The sequence below is a fragment of the Candidatus Marivariicella sp. genome (assembly GCF_983056325.1).
Genome location: NZ_CEZOWA010000007.1, coordinates 74,349 through 92,011, shown reverse-complemented (window position 1 = coordinate 92,011; position 17,663 = coordinate 74,349). Strand labels below are relative to the sequence as shown.

17 protein-coding genes are annotated in these 17,663 nt (G+C 29.6%); 13 read left to right on the top strand and 4 right to left on the bottom strand.

Annotation, left to right across the window (positions count from 1 at the left end):
* The 3 genes from mutL to AC3ATN_RS03680 form a co-directional block, all read right to left on the bottom strand.
* Window positions 1–831, bottom strand: an 831-nt coding sequence (gene mutL / locus AC3ATN_RS03690; RefSeq protein ID WP_487531884.1) for a DNA mismatch repair endonuclease MutL, incomplete at its 3' end; no start/stop codon positions are given.
* A gap of 340 nt (window positions 832–1,171) precedes the next feature.
* The gene (ribH, locus tag AC3ATN_RS03685) at window positions 1,172–1,648 is read right to left on the bottom strand and encodes a 6,7-dimethyl-8-ribityllumazine synthase (protein ID WP_487531883.1); all 477 of its coding nucleotides are present in this window, start codon (window positions 1,646–1,648) and stop codon (window positions 1,172–1,174) included.
* A complete protein-coding gene (locus AC3ATN_RS03680) occupies window positions 1,648–2,412 on the bottom strand; it encodes a tetratricopeptide repeat protein (protein ID WP_487531882.1) in 765 nt (254 codons plus the stop codon). Before AC3ATN_RS03680 ends, ribH begins: the two co-directional genes overlap by 1 nt.
* A gap of 110 nt (window positions 2,413–2,522) precedes the next feature.
* Between AC3ATN_RS03680 and recF the strand changes: the two genes are divergently transcribed.
* The 3 genes from recF to AC3ATN_RS03665 are packed head-to-tail and all read left to right on the top strand — an operon-like array spanning window position 2,523 to window position 4,341.
* Complete coding sequence (recF, locus tag AC3ATN_RS03675; RefSeq protein ID WP_487531881.1) at window positions 2,523–3,602, top strand: DNA replication/repair protein RecF; 1,080 nt, start codon at window positions 2,523–2,525, stop codon at window positions 3,600–3,602.
* A gap of 28 nt (window positions 3,603–3,630) precedes the next feature.
* Window positions 3,631–4,041, top strand: a complete 411-nt coding sequence (locus tag AC3ATN_RS03670) for a hypothetical protein (RefSeq protein ID WP_487531880.1) — start codon at window positions 3,631–3,633, stop codon at window positions 4,039–4,041.
* Window positions 4,042–4,044: 3 nt separating this feature from the next.
* Window positions 4,045–4,341, top strand: coding sequence for a DciA family protein (locus tag AC3ATN_RS03665; RefSeq protein ID WP_487531879.1), 297 nt, complete (start codon window positions 4,045–4,047; stop codon window positions 4,339–4,341).
* On the opposite strand, the gene AC3ATN_RS03660 is transcribed toward AC3ATN_RS03665, so the two are convergent.
* Entirely contained in the window at window positions 4,335–4,757 is a 423-nt protein-coding gene (locus AC3ATN_RS03660; protein ID WP_487531878.1) for a nucleoside-diphosphate kinase, read from the bottom strand. The two genes, AC3ATN_RS03665 and AC3ATN_RS03660, sit on opposite strands and share 7 nt — an antisense overlap.
* Window positions 4,758–4,849: 92 nt before the next feature.
* Between AC3ATN_RS03660 and AC3ATN_RS03655 the strand changes: the two genes are divergently transcribed.
* From AC3ATN_RS03655 to AC3ATN_RS03610, 10 genes are all read left to right on the top strand, one after another.
* The gene (locus AC3ATN_RS03655; RefSeq protein ID WP_487531877.1) at window positions 4,850–5,851 is read left to right on the top strand and encodes a DHH family phosphoesterase; all 1,002 of its coding nucleotides are present in this window, start codon (window positions 4,850–4,852) and stop codon (window positions 5,849–5,851) included.
* Window positions 5,848–6,384, top strand: coding sequence for an FKBP-type peptidyl-prolyl cis-trans isomerase (locus AC3ATN_RS03650; RefSeq protein WP_487531876.1), 537 nt, complete (start codon window positions 5,848–5,850; stop codon window positions 6,382–6,384). The genes AC3ATN_RS03655 and AC3ATN_RS03650 overlap by 4 nt, the downstream gene beginning before the upstream one ends.
* 110 nt (window positions 6,385–6,494) lie before the next feature.
* Window positions 6,495–7,418 (top strand): peptidylprolyl isomerase, encoded by a 924-nt coding sequence (locus AC3ATN_RS03645; RefSeq protein WP_487531897.1) that lies wholly within the window; start codon window positions 6,495–6,497, stop codon window positions 7,416–7,418.
* A gap of 3 nt (window positions 7,419–7,421) precedes the next feature.
* The gene (locus tag AC3ATN_RS03640) at window positions 7,422–8,489 is read left to right on the top strand and encodes a DUF3810 domain-containing protein (protein ID WP_487531875.1); all 1,068 of its coding nucleotides are present in this window, start codon (window positions 7,422–7,424) and stop codon (window positions 8,487–8,489) included.
* Window positions 8,490–8,517: 28 nt separating this feature from the next.
* Complete coding sequence (locus tag AC3ATN_RS03635) at window positions 8,518–11,511, top strand: amidohydrolase family protein (RefSeq protein ID WP_487531874.1); 2,994 nt, start codon at window positions 8,518–8,520, stop codon at window positions 11,509–11,511.
* Window positions 11,512–11,517: 6 nt separating this feature from the next.
* Window positions 11,518–12,828, top strand: a complete 1,311-nt coding sequence (locus AC3ATN_RS03630) for an amidohydrolase family protein (RefSeq protein WP_487531873.1) — start codon at window positions 11,518–11,520, stop codon at window positions 12,826–12,828.
* 25 nt (window positions 12,829–12,853) lie between these two features.
* A complete protein-coding gene (locus AC3ATN_RS03625; RefSeq protein WP_487531872.1) occupies window positions 12,854–13,630 on the top strand; it encodes a TrmH family RNA methyltransferase in 777 nt (258 codons plus the stop codon).
* Between the two features lie 43 nt (window positions 13,631–13,673).
* The gene (locus AC3ATN_RS03620) at window positions 13,674–15,869 is read left to right on the top strand and encodes a RelA/SpoT family protein (RefSeq protein WP_487531871.1); all 2,196 of its coding nucleotides are present in this window, start codon (window positions 13,674–13,676) and stop codon (window positions 15,867–15,869) included.
* A gap of 27 nt (window positions 15,870–15,896) precedes the next feature.
* Window positions 15,897–16,358 (top strand): Fur family transcriptional regulator, encoded by a 462-nt coding sequence (locus AC3ATN_RS03615; protein ID WP_487531870.1) that lies wholly within the window; start codon window positions 15,897–15,899, stop codon window positions 16,356–16,358.
* Between the two features lie 15 nt (window positions 16,359–16,373).
* On the top strand, window positions 16,374–17,651 hold the full coding sequence (locus AC3ATN_RS03610) for an adenylosuccinate synthase (protein WP_487531869.1): 1,278 nt from the start codon (window positions 16,374–16,376) through the stop codon (window positions 17,649–17,651).
* Window positions 17,652–17,663: the final 12 nt, after the last annotated feature.

Below are 17,663 nucleotides of genomic sequence, written 5' to 3'. Positions count from 1 at the left end.
ATGAGATAAACCTTCAAATGCAGAATTTACAGAATGATTTAGGAATGGACTTTTAATAAATCTATTATTCACAAAGAAGAATTGCTGACCTCTCGACTTTCTTGATCCTAAGGGTTTAATAACAAAGCCACTTATTTTAACAACAGGAGTGTCTTCGCTTATAGGAACCAAAAGGTTAGCAACTTTCAATCCAAAAACGGAAGATATTCTTTTTCTAAAATTAGTTTTTTTTAACTCAAAAATTTCTTTTCCATTTTGTGAAAAAGAAAAATTAATATCTGGATGGGCAAGAACAACTCTATGAAATTCATCAATTATGTGTCGGAGTTCAACCGAATCAGATTTGAGAAAATTTCGACGTGCAGGAATGTTATAAAATAAATTTTTTACAGAAAATGAAGTTCCAATATTTGCTACTGTAAAGTCCTCATTTTCAATTTTGCTCCCAGCTATCTTTATAAATTTTGCAGTACTGTCCTCTGGAGTTCGTGATACAGTGTAAACATGAGAAATTGCACAAATAGATGCAAGTGCCTCTCCTCTAAAGCCTTTAGTTTTTAAACTAAATAAGTCTTTAGCATTTGAAATTTTAGATGTGGCATGCCTTTGAAATGCTAATGAAAGGTCAGTGTTTGAGATCCCACATCCATCATCTATTACCTTTATTAAAGTTTTACCCGAATCTTTAATGATTAGGTTAATATTTGTAGCACCTGCATCAATAGCATTTTCCATCAACTCTTTAACAATTGACGATGGTCGCTGAATAACTTCTCCTGCTGCTATTTGATTAGCAACATGTTCCGGTAATAATGCTATACTTTTTGTCATTAATTTTTAGAAAAGATGGATAAATCAAAGTCAATAATATATAGGAAAAATAAAAAAAGGATAACGATAATTAAAACTAAAGTTGGTGATATTGACCTGTTAGTATTGGACCTCATTTTAATTCTAACATCTTGCCAAGAACTCCCAAAATCATTTTTATTTGGAATATCCCTATACTTAGAAAACTTAGAATCAAAATTATATATATTTCCTGTATCTTTTCCTTTATAATACCTGGGAGTATAATTGTACCGTTTATTTTTGTTTAATTTAAAAAGATTGGATTTCAAGTTTGTATATTCTTTACAAGATTAAATATAGTTTTAAATAAGATAAGTATTTAGACTAATTTTGACATTTTGAGGGCACTAACTGCTGCTTCAACACCTTTATTTCCATGCTTCCCTCCGCTTCTATCTTTAGCTTGATTAATATTATTATCTGTTAATACACAAAAAATTATAGGACAAATTCCATATGAATTTAAGTTAGCTATACCGTTGGAAACAGCCTGGCAGATAAAATCAAAATGTTTTGTTTCTCCCCTGATAACACTACCAATTACAATAACAGCATTAAATTTTTTATCCTGGAAATATTTAGCAGCATACACTAGCTCAAAACTTCCAGGTACATTACATCTTAAGATATCGGATTTTAGAACATTATTTTGAAGCAAAGTAGACTCTGCTCCATCATAAAGCTGTTCTGTTATTTGAGAATTCCATTCAGAAACAATTATCACAATTTTTAACCCTTCTCCATCTGGTATTGAAACAGAATTATAATTTGATAAATTATTTAGTAGAGAAGACATTATTTTATATTTTCAAGACGACCAATTTGGACATCAACCAACTGAGCTTCTGAAACTCCTGGAAATTCTTGTTTAATACGCTTAAAAAACTCTATTGAGGAAGATTTTTTTCCTAATTCTGAACCTAACATTCCAGCTTGATAGAGATACTTTGGGGTACTGTAGCTATTACTACTTGCATTAAATGCTTTAACATAGTATTCATAAGCTTCTTGATTCTGTCCCAGTTGTGCAAAAGCATCACCAATAGCCCCTTTTGCAAGTGCACTTAACATTATATCATCTGAATCAAATTTATCCAAATACTTTATAGCATTTTCATAATCCTTGATGTTTAAATAAGACATCCCTGCACTGTAAGTGGCAAGCTTGGAGGCAGATGTTCCAGGATAATTTTCAATAATATCTAAAAAACCGTATCTACCTTCACCTCCGTTTAATGCTCTTTGATATAGCGAATCAGAATTTGAACTATTTAAAGCGATTTCAAAATAATATTGAGCTTTATTTAACTCACTAACAGCTTCACTATTCCTTGGTTCCAAAATGAATTTATCATATCCTAAATAACTTAATGTAATTAATACGATTGAGCCAACAACAATCAATATATGATTCTGGTATCTAGCAACTATCGTCTCCGTCCTACCAGCAGTAGAATCAAGAGTTTCAAAAACTTCAGCAGTTGCACTTTTGTCATTTGAATTTTGATCTATCTGAGCCTTACTAGATCGTTTTTGTCCTCTTTTTTGATATGTAGCCATTATTTAAATTTTAACATTCAAAAATAGCCTTTTTTTATTAGTTTTAAAATGTATTTAACAATAGTTGTAAAATTTAAGATATTATGAAATAGACTATTATATTTGCTTACATGCTACTTAACAAGCTTAAACTTACAAACTATAAAAACTTAAGTTCAGAATCTTTTGTTTTTAAATCTCCTATAAATTGTTTTGTTGGAAACAACGGGGTGGGAAAATCAAATATTCTTGATTCAATTTACCACCTAGCTTATGGGAAAAGTTATTTCAATCCAACATCGGTTCAAAATATTCAATTTGATAAAACCTTTTTTTTTATTGAAGGTGATTTTAACATAAAATCAAGAAATGAAAAAGTCAATTGCAGTTTTAAAAAAGGACAAAAAAAAATTTTAAAAAGAAATAATAAAATATATAAAAAAATTTCTGAACATATTGGATTAATACCTCTGGTGATGATATCGCCAGATGATATTGATTTAATAAATGAAGGGAGTAGTTTAAGAAGAAAATTTGTAGATGGTATTTTGGGGCAAGTTGAATCTGAATATCTCATAAATCTTATTAATTATAGTAAGATTTTAGCCCAAAGAAATTCACTACTGAAGTACTTTGCTTTAAATCATATTTTTGATCAAAAAGCAATTGATATATATAACGAACAATTGCATACTCTAAGTCAGCCAATTCATAAAAAAAGAAAGGAGTTTATGAAAGTTTTCTCTCCATTGTTTGCAAAAAGATATGAGACTATAAACAACGGAAATGAGAAAGTGCAATTAAATTATACAAGTTCCCTAGATGATAATACCCTATTGGAGATACTTGAAGGTTCTATAAAAAAAGATAGGAGTTTTCAGCATACAACTCAAGGAATACATAAAGATGATTTAGATTTTTTAATTTATGAAAAACCAATTAAAAAATTTGGAAGTCAGGGCCAAAAAAAAACATTTCTAATAGCTTTGAAAATTGCCCAGTTTGATTATTTAAGAAGTAAAAAAGGGATATCACCTATCATACTATTGGATGATATTTTTGACAAACTTGATCAAAATAGAGTTACCAACTTGTTGAAGTTAATGATTGATGAAGAGTTTGGTCAAATTTTTTTAACTGACACACATGAAGACAGAACTCTGATGGCCTTAAAATCAATCAAATCTGAATTTAAAATTTATAACATTTAGTAATTAAATAAACTAATTTAAAAACGGGATGCTACAAAAGTTAAATTTTTTTTTTCAAATACTGCTTCTTTTATTATTAACGAATTGTGATGTTTCTAAAAAAATAAATATAGTTGATTTGAATGGGTATTGGAAAATTGATTTTGTTTCTAAACAAAATGAAATATTCAGACTTAAAGGAGGATCTTTTTTGTTAGATTATTATTATACAGATGGGAATTTCGGATGGAGAAAAAAAGTTGCCCCCTCTATTAATGATATTTTTGAAACATCGAACGACACCACTTTTTTTAAAATTAAAAGTAACGATAAAAACTCATTTTTGTTTTTTAAAACTAAATGGCATAATTGGAATGAAATGATTGTTAAAGTTGATAGTGTTTCACTAATTTTAAAAATTAAAGATAAAAAATACCACTATAAAAAATTTAGTCCATAAATTATGAGTAAAAGAAAATTCGAAGCTCAAAAGCTTTCGGAGGTGTTAAGTCAGATTGCAAATCAGAAACCCATTGCAAAAGGACTTAATCATATAAAGATTAATACTTTGTGGGGAGAAATAATGGGACCAAACATTAGTGCTTACACAGAAAAAGTAAAACTAGAAAAGTCCGTATTGTATATTAAAATTAAAAGCCCTACTCTTAAGATAGAACTTAGATTTGGAGAGTTGAAAATTAAAAAACTATTAAATCAAAAAATGGAAAGCGAAGAAATAAAAAAGATTATTTTTTATTGAAAAATTTCTCTGTTTGAAAAATGAAAGCCGCTTTCAATCGAAGCATTATCATTAGAATCAGATCCATGTATAGCATTTTCACCAACGGAACTTGCGAATAACTTTCTAATTGTTCCCTCGGCGGCCTCTTTAGGATTTGTTGACCCTATTAAAGTTCTAAAATCATCTACAGCATTTTCTTTTTCTAAAATTATTGCAACAATTGGACCTCTTGTGATAAAGGTTACCAATTCATTATAGAAGGGTCTTTCTTTATGAACAGAATAGAACTTCTGAGCATCATTAATTGTTAAATGAGTCAATTTTAGTGCTAAAATTTTAAACCCTGCTTTATTAATTTTTTCTAAAATTGAACCAATATGACCATTTTCAACACCATCAGGTTTAATCATGGAAAAAGTGATACTTTTTGACATGTTATATTATTTGAAACAAAGTTAATCATTTGAATCAATCTCAAAAATATTAACATTAAAAAAGTATAGTTATCTTTGTATATCTAATCTATATGAAAAATAATAATTTAGAATTTAAGATTAAAACCCTTATCGAGAAATCTCAAAATTGTGTCGTTATTCCTCACAAAAATCCCGACGGAGATGCTTTAGGTAGTTGCCTGGCTTTGAATATTTTTTTAAAAAATAAAAAAATAAAATCTGTTGTTATTTCTCCTAACAATTATCCAGACTTCTTAAAATGGATGCCGGAAGAACATACCATTTTGAATTTTGAAAATAACACTGAAGAAGCAAGCCAAAAAATTGAAAGTGCAGATTTGGTTTTCACACTAGATTTTAACGATCTTTTAAGATCTGGAGATATGTCGGGGGTTATTAAAAAGTCAAAAGGAAAAATCATAATGATTGATCATCATGAAAAACCAAAAGAATATTCTGATTTAAAACTATCTGATCCTAAAATAGGCTCTACATGTGAGATGATTTATAATTTAATAGATTATATAGATCCTAACGGAATTAATTCTGAAATAGCTTCCTGTTTATACACTGGAATTATGACTGATACAGGTTCGTTTAGATTTCCTTCAACCACATCCAATACGCATAGAATTATTGCAGAATTAATTGAAAAAGGAGCTAATAACTCTGAGATTCATCAAAATATATACGACACCTACTCATATAATAGGTTAAGACTACTTGGAATTGCATTAAAAAACATTTTGAAAATAGACGGTGTTCCTTATGTTATAATTACATTGAATCAAGAAGAACTTGATGAGTGTTCCTTCAGTAAAGGAGATACCGAAGGATTTGTCAATTACGGGTTAAGTATAAAAGGAGTTGATTTATCAGTTATTTTAATAGAAAGTAGAGAAGAAGGTATAATCAAAATGTCGTTTAGATCCAAAGGAGATTTTCCGGTTAATATTTTTGCTGAAAAACATTTTAATGGAGGTGGACACCATAATGCAGCAGGAGGAGTTTCAAGAGAAAATATGACTAAAACAAAAAATAAACTTATTACTCATTTAAAATCTTTCAATTGAAAATCAGACTAATATTATTAATTTTTTTTTGTCTACTTGGTCTAAGTTGCCAAGATATTCAGCCTAGAAAACCCATAAATAGTAGCATGTCCGTTTTTTTAAAAAATTCTGCTGAAAGAAACAAATCGAGAGTCAAAGCTGAGCAAAACCTTATCAATAAAGCCAGAAAATTAGATACTATTAATTCATACTCAGTTTCAAACTTGGGCTTTTTATTTTCTATCGAAAACAAGAAAAGTAAAAGAGTTTTGGCAAAGAGGGGCGATACTGTTGAGATTCAATATAAAATTGAAGACTTATATCGGAATCTTTTATATAGTGAAGATGAAATACGATTATTTAAATTTATTGTAGATAAAGAAGAAGTTATACCTGCTCTAAGAGAAGGGGTTAAATTTTTATCTGAAGGAGAAACAGGTGTTTTTTTATTTCCATCTCACTTTTGTTACGGTTATCAAGGAGATTTTGAAAAAATAGGTCCCAACCAACCTTTGAGATTTACGATAAAATTAGTATCATTATCATATAATTAAAACCATTAAAAATGAATAAATATTTACTTTCAATTTTATTTTCTTTGCCTATTTTTTTGAACTCTTGTGATGATCAAAATGCAAATCTAGAACCTGGATTATATGCTGATATGATTACTAACAAAGGTGAAATTAGACTTTTGTTAGAGTATGAAAAAACTCCACTCACTGTTTCTAATTTTGTTGCCCTAGCTGAAGGTAACCATCCAAGTGAAGATTTAACATCGAGTTTTAAGGGAGAAAAATATTACAATGGACTACTTTTCCACAGAGTAATTGAAGATTTTATGATACAGGGAGGTGATCCAACTGCAACCGGACAAGGTGGTCCTGGATTCAGATTTGGAGATGAATTTACAGATCTAACTCACTCTGGACCAGGTATACTATCTATGGCTAACGCTGGGCCTGCAACTAATGGAAGTCAATTCTTTATAACTCACAAGGCGACTCCTTGGCTTGACGGAAAACATACAGTTTTTGGCAAAGTGATTAAAGGTCAAGAAGTAGTTGATAGTATAATTCAAAACGACACTATTTTAAAACTATCGATTATTAGAAAAGGTAAAAAAGCCAAAAAATTTAATGCTCCAAAAGTTTTTAAAAAAATATTAAATGAAAAGATTGAATTAGAAAAAATAGCAATTAAAGAATTAAAAATTCAGCTTGAAGAGCAAACTAAGGATATGGGAAAAACATCTTCAGGATTATATTATAAAATAATTAAAGATGGTAATGATAAAAAACCCAACACAGGAGATATGGTATCTGTTCATTACAAAGGAATGCTTTTAGATGGAACTGTTTTCGATTCCTCCTACAAGAGAGAACAGCCAATAGAGTTTCTGTTAGGAACCGGAAGAGTTATTCCGGGATGGGATGAGGGTATTAGCCTTCTAAGCGAAGGTGCTTCTGCAAAACTTGTTATCCCAAGTAATCTAGCATATGGAAGCGAAGGAGCTGGAGGAGTAATACCTCCTAATGCAACATTGATTTTTGAATTAGAGTTGTTGAGTATTAAATCAGTTGACTAAATAGTGAGTAAGTTAAGGGAGCCGTACACAATAACTTTTGTTAAATGGCTTTTGATATTATCACTTCCGTTTCAATTTATTATTATTCAAAATGATGATTTTAAAAACTCGTATTTCATCACTTTATATATTAATAATTTTAAGCACCTCTCAGAGTTAAGAAAAAGTTTTTTTTCTATATTTTCATTTTCTGTCGGCGATTTAATATATCTATTAGTTGTAATCTTAACAATTACTTATTTTTTTAAAAATAGGTTTTTCTACTTAAATTATAAATTTTATTTTTTAAAAGATGTGTTTTTATTTTTAAGTGTTGTTCATATTTTTTTTCAAATATCATGGGGATTAAATTATCATTCTGAATCACTGGAATCTAAATTAAATATAGACACCCAATATAGCGATGAGGAATTAGAAAAGGTTGTTTTATATTTAATAAGAAAAACAAATGATTTACACTCCGAACTTTCAATAAACGACTCTACACCTGTTAAGTTTCCATTTAATAAAAAGCAAGCAAGAATATTATTGACAAATAAAAAAAATGATATTGTAAAAAATTCTATGCTGAGTTCACTTATAAGTTATATGGGCTATGCAGGATATTTAAATCCATTTACATTAGAGGCACAGGTTAATGAAAAAATCCCAATGATTAGTTATTTAACAACTATTGTTCATGAGCAATCTCATCAAAATGGTATTGCAAGAGAAAATGAATCAAACTATTGGGCCTATAAAATAACATCCAATAATAAAAATAAATATATACAATATGCTGGATATAGTTTTGCACTAAGATATTGTTTAAATGATTTATATGGAAAAAACAAGGAAAGGTCAAAATTGCTGTCAAAAAATATTCATTTGGGTGTGAAGAAAAATTTTAAATCAATTAATACTTTTTGGAAAAAATATCAAAATCCTTTTGAGCCTATCTTTAAAAAGTTCTATGATCGCTTTCTTAAAATTAACAATCAAAAACTAGGAGTCTTAAGTTATAATGAGATGGTTTCACTTGTGATTTTTGATTTAAAAAATGCTATCCAACAAAAAAAATTATTACTTTAGAAATTGATTAACATAATTAACTAATTAAATGAAAAAATATATTTTTCTTTTTATAATAACAGTATCATTTGCATCAGCTCAAAGCTATTTTCCTAATAATTCAGGAGTAAAAACAACTAAAAACATCTACCAAGCATTTACAAATGCTACTGTTCATGTTTCTCCTGAAATTGTAATTAATAATGCTACAATTTTAGAAAAAAATGGAATCATTATTAATGTTGGTGAAAACATACAAATACCAGAAAACACAAGAGTTTATGATAAATCAGGAAAACACATATATCCATCTTTCATAGATCTCTATTCTGAATTTGGTATTAAAAAAGTTAAAAAAACCACATCTTTTGGTAGAAGCTCCCAATTTGGCCCCAGTAGAGAAGGATATTATTGGAATGATCATATATTAAGTCATTATAACAGTATTAGCGACTATAAATATGACAAAAATTCTGCTTCTAAAATTAGAAAAATGGGTTTTGGAATTGTAAATAGTCACAGGGCAGACGGAATTCACAGAGGGACTGGCCTATTATTGAGTCTCAACGACCATGAAAATGATAGTAAAAGAATATTATCAAAAAGATCAACTGAACACTACTCATTCAAAAAAAGTACTAGCTCAAACCAAAACTATCCAGGTTCAATAATGGGCTCTATTGCACTGATTCGTCAACTAAATTATGATACTAAATGGTATGAATCTGGAAATTCATTAACTAGTGACATGTCTATTGAAGCCATTATTGAAAACAAAAAATTACCAAAAATATTTGATGCTGGGGGTGATAAATTAAATACTATTCGAGCCATTAAATTAAGTAAAGAAATGGGTGACAATTTTGCCATACTTGGAAGTGGAAAAGAATATGAAAATTTAGTAGAATTAAAACAAAATGGTATTACGTTAATTCTTCCGTTAAATTTCCCAAAAGCTTTAAATGTATCTGATCCTTTATTAACAAAACAAGTCCCATTGAGTTTGATGAGGTATTGGAGTCAAGCCCCGTCTAACCCGGCAAAAGTTGCTAAATATAATATACCATTTGTTTTTACAACTAATAATTTAAAGTCGTCAGAGGAATTTTTTAGTAATATTAAAAAAGCAATTCAATACGGTCTAGATCCTGTTACTGCTTTAAAAGCACTTACAATATATCCGGCTAAGGTTTTAAAAATGGAGGGTAAAATAGGAGCTCTTAAAATAAATAGTTTAGCTAATTTCATAGTAACTTCTGGCGAACTATTTAAAGACAAAACAATTATAACGGAGAATTGGAATCAAGGCAAACCGCATATTTTATTGAACGAAAATATTATTAATATCGATGGTGAGTACGATCTTTTAATTGATAATGATTCTTTTGACCTAGTAATAAAGGGGAGTGACAAAAAATTAAATATAACAGTTAAAAAAGATTCCACTAAATTTTCTACAAAATCTAAGTATAATAATGGCTGGTTAGATTTGACAATTATTGATAAAAAACAAGGGAAATTCGCCCAATTTAATAGTAAAATACCTGATAACGGATCTTTAAAAGGTAATGGCATTGATTTTAAAGGAAAATCAATACTTTGGGAAGCCAAACCTGTTGAGATTGTTTTAGAATCAAAAAAGAAAACAGATATTTTAAAAGAAAAATTATTTTATGAACCTGTTCCAACCTCCTATCCAAATAATGCATTTGGAAATACATTTTTACCAAAACAAGAAGACATTTTATTTAAAAATGCTACAGTATGGACAAATGAAAAAGAAGGTATTATGAAAAATACTGATGTTTTAATTATTGATGGTAAAATAAATTCTGTTAGGAAAAATATTGAGGAAATCAATGGTATAAAAGTCATCGACGCAACTGGTAAACATCTGACAAGTGGTATTATCGATGAACATTCCCATATAGGCGCATCCAGTATTAATGAAGGAGGGCACAATTCGTCAGCAGAAGTTAGCATTGAAGATGTTATTGATCCAGACGATATAAATATTTTCAGAAATCTTGCTGGTGGTGTTACAACAATTCAAATTCTTCACGGATCAGCCAATCCAATTGGTGGACAATCTGCAATAATTAACCTAAAATGGGGAGAGACTGCAAATAATATGTTGTATGAAGATGCAGATCCATTTATAAAATTTGCCTTAGGAGAAAACGTAAAACAATCTAGATCAAACCGTCCATCGCGTTTTCCATCAACAAGAATGGGAGTCGAACAAGTATTTGTTGATAATTTTCAAAGAGCCAAAGAGTATGGAGAAAATTGGACTAAATATAATAATCTATCCTTAAAATTAAAATCAAGAACTTATTCCCCTCGTTATGATGTTGAAATGGAAGTTTTGTGGGAGATTTTGAGAGGGGATAGATTTGTTTCTTGTCATTCATACGTTCAAAGTGAAATTAATATGCTGATGAAAGTAGCCGAACAATTTGATTTTAGAATAAATACTTTTACACATATACTTGAAGGCTATAAAGTATCCGATAAAATGAAAGAGCATGGAGTTGGTGCATCAACATTTTCAGACTGGTGGGCATATAAGTTTGAAGTTAATGATGCGATACCTTATAACGGTTCAATAATGCATAATGCTGGAGTTTTGGTGGCTTATAATTCTGATAGTGCTGAAATGTCGCGGAGACTAAATCAAGAGGCTGCTAAAGCAGTTAAATACGGTGGAGTATCAGAGGAGGATGCATGGAAATTTGTCACATTAAATCCAGCTAAACTATTACATATTGAGGATAAAGTTGGCAGTGTTAAAGTTGGAAAAAATGCAGATTTAGTTTTGTGGTCTGATCATCCAATGTCAATTTATGCAAAAGCTGAAAAAACAATAATTAAGGGAAAAACTTATTATTCTGCTGATAAGATTTCAGAAAAAATAAAATCCATAGAAAAAGAAAGAAATATTTTAATAGGCCAAATGCTTGACGCATCTAGTAAGGGAGCTCCTACTCAAAGTCCAAAAAATATTATTAAAAGAGAATTCCATTGTGAAACTTTAGATTAAAAAATTATGAAAAAAATAATCACTTTATTATGTTTTATGTCTATAAACCTTGTTTTAGGACAACAAACTCCTGCAAAAAATCAAACTCAAGATATACTAATCACCAACGCTTTTATTCACATAGGCGATGGAACTGTAGTTGAAAATGGTACTCTTGGATTCTCTAATGGTAAAATTAATTATGTTGGTAATAATATTTCAAAAGAAAATCTTTCAACATTGCTTTTATCAGAAAAAACTACTAGAATAATTGATGCGGACCGAAAACATATATATCCTGGTTTCATCGCAGTAAATTCAACTTTAGGACTAGTTGAAATTGATGCAGTAAGAGCTTCTGATGATGAAGATGAGTTAGGAGACTTTCTTCCTCATGTAAGAAGTGTAATTGCATATAATGCAGAATCAAAAGTAATAGAAAGTGTTAGACCAAATGGAGTTTTAATAGCACAAGTAGTCCCAAGAGGTGGAACTATCTCAGGGAGCTCATCTGTAATGCAACTAGACGCATGGAACTGGGAAGATGCACTTATTAAACCTGATGAAGGTATTCATTTAAACTGGCCGTCTCCATATTCACGGGGAAGATGGTGGCTTGGAGAAGATCCATCTCTAAAGGAAAATAAGGAATATTCTAAGTCTATGTTAGAAATTGAAAACTTTTTTGAAAATTCAAAGGTTTACTCGGGTCAAAAACCTAAACACCTCCCCTATTCAGCTATGAAAGGTATTTTTAATGGATCAAAGACAATATATATTCATGCAAGCTATGAGAAACAAATAGTTGACGGTATAAGCTTTCTAAAAAAGCATAAAATAAAAAACATAGTATTAGTTAATGGAGAACAATCTATAAATCAAATAGATTTTTTAAAAGAAAATAATATACCTGTAATTATCTCTAGACCTCATAGATTGCCTGACAATGAAGATCAAGATCCTAAATTAACATTTAAATTAGCAAATAAATTAATTGAAAAAGGACTTATTGTGAGTATAGATCCAAGTGGTCAAATGGAAAGAATGAATACTAGAAATCTTCCTTTTTATGCAGGTAGTTTTTCCGCGTATGGGCTAGATAAGGAGGAGGCAATTAAAATGATAACAATTAATGCTGCTAAAATTCTTGGAATTGACAATCGTTTAGGCACCTTAGAAATTGGAAAAGACGCCACTCTATTTATTTCAAAAGGAGATGCTCTAGATATGAGGACCAATATACTTTCTAACGCTTTTATCAGTGGAAGAGAAATAAGTTTGGAAACACATCAAACTAAACTATGGAATCGTTATTCAAAAAAGTTTAGTGAAAAATAATTCACACTCAATATTATAATCTAATTTGAAAATAATTTCAAGTTTACAAAACCCATTGATTAAGAATCTGTTGTCTTTACAAAAAAAGTCAAGAGAAAGAAAAAATCAAAACCTTTTTGTAGTTGAAGGTAAAAGAGAAATTGAAAGGGCTTTGCTTGGAAAGTATTTTTTTAAAATTATTTTTATACGCGAAGGATCATCAAATATTTTTATTGACTTTGATGAAAATATATCAGATTTTATAACAATTGAAAACAAATTATTTGACAAAATAACTATACGCTCTGGAAGTGAAAAGTACATAGGTCTTGGAATATCAAAAAAACATGCACTTGATGATTTTAAATTAAATTCTAAGGGGATAATATTAGTCGCTGAATCAATAGAAAAACCAGGAAACATTGGTGCACTGTTAAGAACATCTTCAGCCTTAGGTATATCCGCTTTTATAATGACTAATCCTAAAACTGACATATACCATCCTAATGTTATAAGGTCAAGTTTAGGTGGAGTTTTTAATATTCCAATTATAATTTCAAACTCAGATGAAATAATAACTTACTTCTCAAAAAATAAAATTAATGTAATTTCAGGAGCAATAACAACTAATTCAATATCAATGAACAAAGCAAATTACAAAAAGCCTTGCGCTATTGTTGTTGGAAGTGAATCAAAAGGACTTGAAAAAATTTGGATTGAAAACTCATCAGAGGTTGTCAAAATTAATATGAATAACAATATAGATTCTTTGAATGTGTCAGTAGCTGCAGCTATACTGATGAAGCACGCTTTAGAAAATTAAAATCTTTGGTCTTACCAAAAGAAAAAGTTAACTTCATCTAATTATGTTAGTAGATGATACTTTAGAAAACAAAGAAATTGCTAAACAGTATAAGGAATTACTAAAAGTAAGCTATCAAAGCCTTACAGCCCGTGATAAAAAATTAATTCGTTTAGCTTTTGATACTTCTGTTGATGCTCACAAAAATCAGAGAAGAAAATCAGGAGAAGCCTACGTTTTTCACCCAATCGGCGTTGCAAAAATTGTAGCTGATGAAATTGGGCTAGACTCAACTTCAATTGCTGCAGCACTACTACATGATGTTCTTGAAGACACGAAATATACTATTAGTCAAATTGAAAATTTATTTGGAAAGACGGTTACAAAGATTGTGGTTGGACTAACAAAAATATCAAATTTAAAAAAAGATAACTACGATTCTCTTCAGGCTGAAAACTTTAGAAAAATGCTTTTAACTCTTAATGATGATATAAGAGTTATTATAATAAAAATTGCAGATCGTCTTCATAATATGAAAACGCTTAAAAGTCTAGCCAAACACAAACAAGAAAAAATCGCATCTGAAACTCTATTTATTTATGCTCCATTGGCTCATAGAATTGGTCTTTATAATATAAAATCTGAACTTGAAGATCTGGGACTTAAATATACTGATTTAAGAAAATATAATCAGATTAAAAATAAAATTGAAAAAAGTAAAGAAAAACAAAATTTATATATAGATAAATTTTCTTCTATGGTTGAAAATACCTTAGATAAAGAAAATTTTAAATATTCAATAACAGGTCGAAGTAAATCTATATTCTCAATATTTAACAAGATGGAAAATCAATCAATTCCATTTGAATCAGTTTACGATAAATTTGCAATCAGAATAGTTTATGAGGGTAAAGCGGGCGAAGAAAAATTTATTGCTTGGAAAATATATTCAATTATTACGGATCACTTTATTCCTAACCCTACAAGACTAAGAGACTGGATCACAGCACCAAAATCGACTGGATATGAAGCTCTTCACGTTACTGTTAGCGGTCCGGAAAATCAATGGATTGAAGTCCAGATAAGATCCGAAAGAATGCATGAAATTGCCGAAAAAGGATATGCAGCTCATCATAAATACAAATTAAAAAATAAAAATGATATTGGAATAGAAGACTGGCTTGATCGTTTGAAGGAATTATTAAAAGATGATAGCGTAAATGCAGTTGATTTTGTGGACGATTTTAAATTAAGTCTTTATTCTGAAGAAATTTTTGTTTTTACACCAAACGGAGACTTAATATCAATCCCCAAAAACTCATCAGCTTTAGATTTTGCATTTAATATTCACACAGAAATAGGAATTAAAACCAGAGGTGTTCGTGTTAACCAAAAACTAGTTCCATTGAGTAAAGTTTTAAAAAGTGGAGATCAAGTCGAAATAATTACTTCAGAAGCTTCAAAACCAAATGCTAACTGGCTAGATTTTGTAATTACAACAAAAGCAAGATCAAAAATAAAAGCCTCTTTAAATGAAGAAAAAAAGAAAATTGCAGAAAACGGAAAAGAAATTTTAAGAAGAAAACTAAAACATCTTAAAATAAAATCTGATGAAAAAGTAATAAGTTTAATGCAGCGTTTTTTTAAGATTAAGGCAAGTTTAGACTTATATTATCAAGTAGGTATTGGAAATATTGATAGTAAAAAAATACGTGAATTTTCCTCAGATTACAATAATAGATTTTTTAATTTTTTCAAAAGAAAACTTAATTATAAATCATCTTATAAAAAGAAAGATATTCAAGAAAATAATTATGATAAACTGGTATTTGGAAAAGATCAACAACCTCTAAGTTATATTATTTCTATTTGTTGTAAGCCAATTCCTGGGGATTCAGTTTTTGGTTTTGTAACAGTCAATGAAGGTATCAAGGTTCACAAAAAAGAATGTAGTAATGCGATTTCAATGCAATCAAAATTTGCATACAGAATAATTAGTGCTAAATGGATTAATTCGTCAACTGATATTTTTACAGCAATATTAAAGATCACAGGGATCGACAACCTAGGTTTAGTTAATGAATTAACAAAAGTAATTTCCAATAATATGAATGTTAATATTTTTAAAATTAATTTTGAGGCTGATGATGGTATTTTTAGAGGAAATGTTGGTTTGAGGGTTGGAAATAAAACTATTTTAAATAAAATTGTAAAAAAAATACAAAAAATGAAAGGAATTGAAAAGGTTACTCGAGAGTAAATAAATAAAAGATTATATTTGTATGAAATGCAAGAAATAAAATCACAAAAAGAAGTAAAGTCACAACAGGATGTTGTCAAAGAGGTTTTTGTAAATTTCTTAAACAGAAAGACTCACAGAAAAACACCTGAACGTTTTGCTATTTTATTTGAAATATATGCAAGTAAAGAACATTTTGATATAGAATCTCTATATATCAAAATGAAAAATAAAAACTACAGAGTTAGCAGAGCTACTTTATATAATACTATTGATCTTTTACTTGAATGCGGGTTGGTTAGAAAACATCAATTTGGAAATGCACATGCTCAATACGAAAAATCATATTTTGATAGACAACACGATCATGTTATTTTTACCGATTCAGGGGATGTGAAAGAGTTTTGTGACCCTAGAATCCATCAAATAAAGCAAACAATTGAGGAGATTTTTGATATCGAAATTCATAATCATTCATTATACTTTTACGGTACAAAAAAAAACATCTAAAGAACTTATTAAAATATGGCAGTTGATTTATTACTCGGGCTTCAATGGGGAGACGAGGGAAAAGGTAAAATAGTTGATGTATTAACAGAATCCTATGACATAATTGCTCGATTTCAAGGTGGCCCTAATGCCGGTCATACTCTTGAATTTAACGGGATAAAACATGTCCTTCACACCATCCCATCAGGAATATTTCACCCAACGGCAATAAATCTTATTGGAAATGGGGTAGTAATAGACCCTGTTATATTTAAAAAAGAAATTGAGGCTTTAAAGCCCTACAATATTGATTTCAGTGTCAAACTCCTAATTTCTAAAAAAGCACACATAATACTTCCGACTCATAGACTATTAGATGCAGCCTCTGAAGCTTCAAAAGGTAAATCTAAAATTGGCTCAACCCTGAAAGGAATTGGTCCAACTTACATGGATAAAACCGGAAGGAACGGAATCAGAGTTGGTGATATTCTCCATACAGATTGGAAAAAAAAATATTTATCACTTTCAAAAAAACACATAAAAATGTTAGACTATTTCAATAGTAGAATTGATTATGACCTTACATTAATGGAAGATGAGTTTTTTGAGTCTCTAGAAATTATTAAATCATGCCAAATAATTGATAGTGAAGAATATATATATCGCGCCCAAAAGTCAGGTAAGAAAATACTAGCTGAGGGTGCACAAGGGTCATTGCTTGATATAGATTTTGGAACATATCCTTACGTTACTTCCTCAAATACAACTGCAGCAGGAGCGTGCACTGGTCTTGGTATAGCTCCTAACAAAATAAAAGATGTTTTTGGAATTTTCAAAGCTTATACAACTAGAGTCGGAAGTGGTCCTTTTCCAACTGAGTTATTTGATGAAAGTGGAAAAAAAATGGCTAAAATTGGTAAAGAATTTGGCTCTACAACTGGAAGAGCAAGAAGATGTGGTTGGATTGATTTAGTGGCTCTTAAATATTCTATTGAAATAAATGGAGTAACTCAATTGATGATGATGAAAGGTGATGTGTTATCTGGTTTTAAATATATTAAGGCATGTATTTCTTACGAAATGACTGACGGTGAAAAGATATCATTTTTCCCATATGATTCTGGAGCTAAAGGTTTAAAACCAGTCTATAAAGAATTAAGTGGTTGGGATGAGGATTTAACAAAAATAACTGATCAAAAATATTTTCCTGACGCTTTTAAGGAATACATCATGTTTTTAGAAGAAGAGCTAGATACTCCTATTAAAATTGTTTCCGTGGGACCCGACCGAAAACAAACTATTTTCATAAATTGATATTTTAATCCT

Excerpts from the sequence above, each read along its gene's own strand:
- AC3ATN_RS03670 (WP_487531880.1), top strand. The coding sequence starts at position 3,631 with ATGCTACAAAAGTTAAATTTTTTTTTTCAAATACTGCTTCTTTTATTA.
- AC3ATN_RS03680 (WP_487531882.1), bottom strand. The coding sequence starts at position 2,412 with ATGGCTACATATCAAAAAAGAGGACAAAAACGATCTAGTAAGGCTCAG.
- AC3ATN_RS03660 (WP_487531878.1), bottom strand. The coding sequence starts at position 4,757 with ATGTCAAAAAGTATCACTTTTTCCATGATTAAACCTGATGGTGTTGAA.
- AC3ATN_RS03655 (WP_487531877.1), top strand. The coding sequence starts at position 4,850 with ATGAAAAATAATAATTTAGAATTTAAGATTAAAACCCTTATCGAGAAA.
- AC3ATN_RS03630 (WP_487531873.1), top strand. The coding sequence starts at position 11,518 with ATGAAAAAAATAATCACTTTATTATGTTTTATGTCTATAAACCTTGTT.
- AC3ATN_RS03620 (WP_487531871.1), top strand. The coding sequence starts at position 13,674 with ATGTTAGTAGATGATACTTTAGAAAACAAAGAAATTGCTAAACAGTAT.
- AC3ATN_RS03645 (WP_487531897.1), top strand. The coding sequence starts at position 6,495 with ATGATTACTAACAAAGGTGAAATTAGACTTTTGTTAGAGTATGAAAAA.
- AC3ATN_RS03615 (WP_487531870.1), top strand. The coding sequence starts at position 15,897 with ATGCAAGAAATAAAATCACAAAAAGAAGTAAAGTCACAACAGGATGTT.
- AC3ATN_RS03665 (WP_487531879.1), top strand. The coding sequence starts at position 4,045 with ATGAGTAAAAGAAAATTCGAAGCTCAAAAGCTTTCGGAGGTGTTAAGT.
- AC3ATN_RS03635 (WP_487531874.1), top strand. The coding sequence starts at position 8,518 with ATGAAAAAATATATTTTTCTTTTTATAATAACAGTATCATTTGCATCA.
- ribH (WP_487531883.1), bottom strand. The coding sequence starts at position 1,648 with ATGTCTTCTCTACTAAATAATTTATCAAATTATAATTCTGTTTCAATA.
- AC3ATN_RS03610 (WP_487531869.1), top strand. The coding sequence starts at position 16,374 with ATGGCAGTTGATTTATTACTCGGGCTTCAATGGGGAGACGAGGGAAAA.
- recF (WP_487531881.1), top strand. The coding sequence starts at position 2,523 with ATGCTACTTAACAAGCTTAAACTTACAAACTATAAAAACTTAAGTTCA.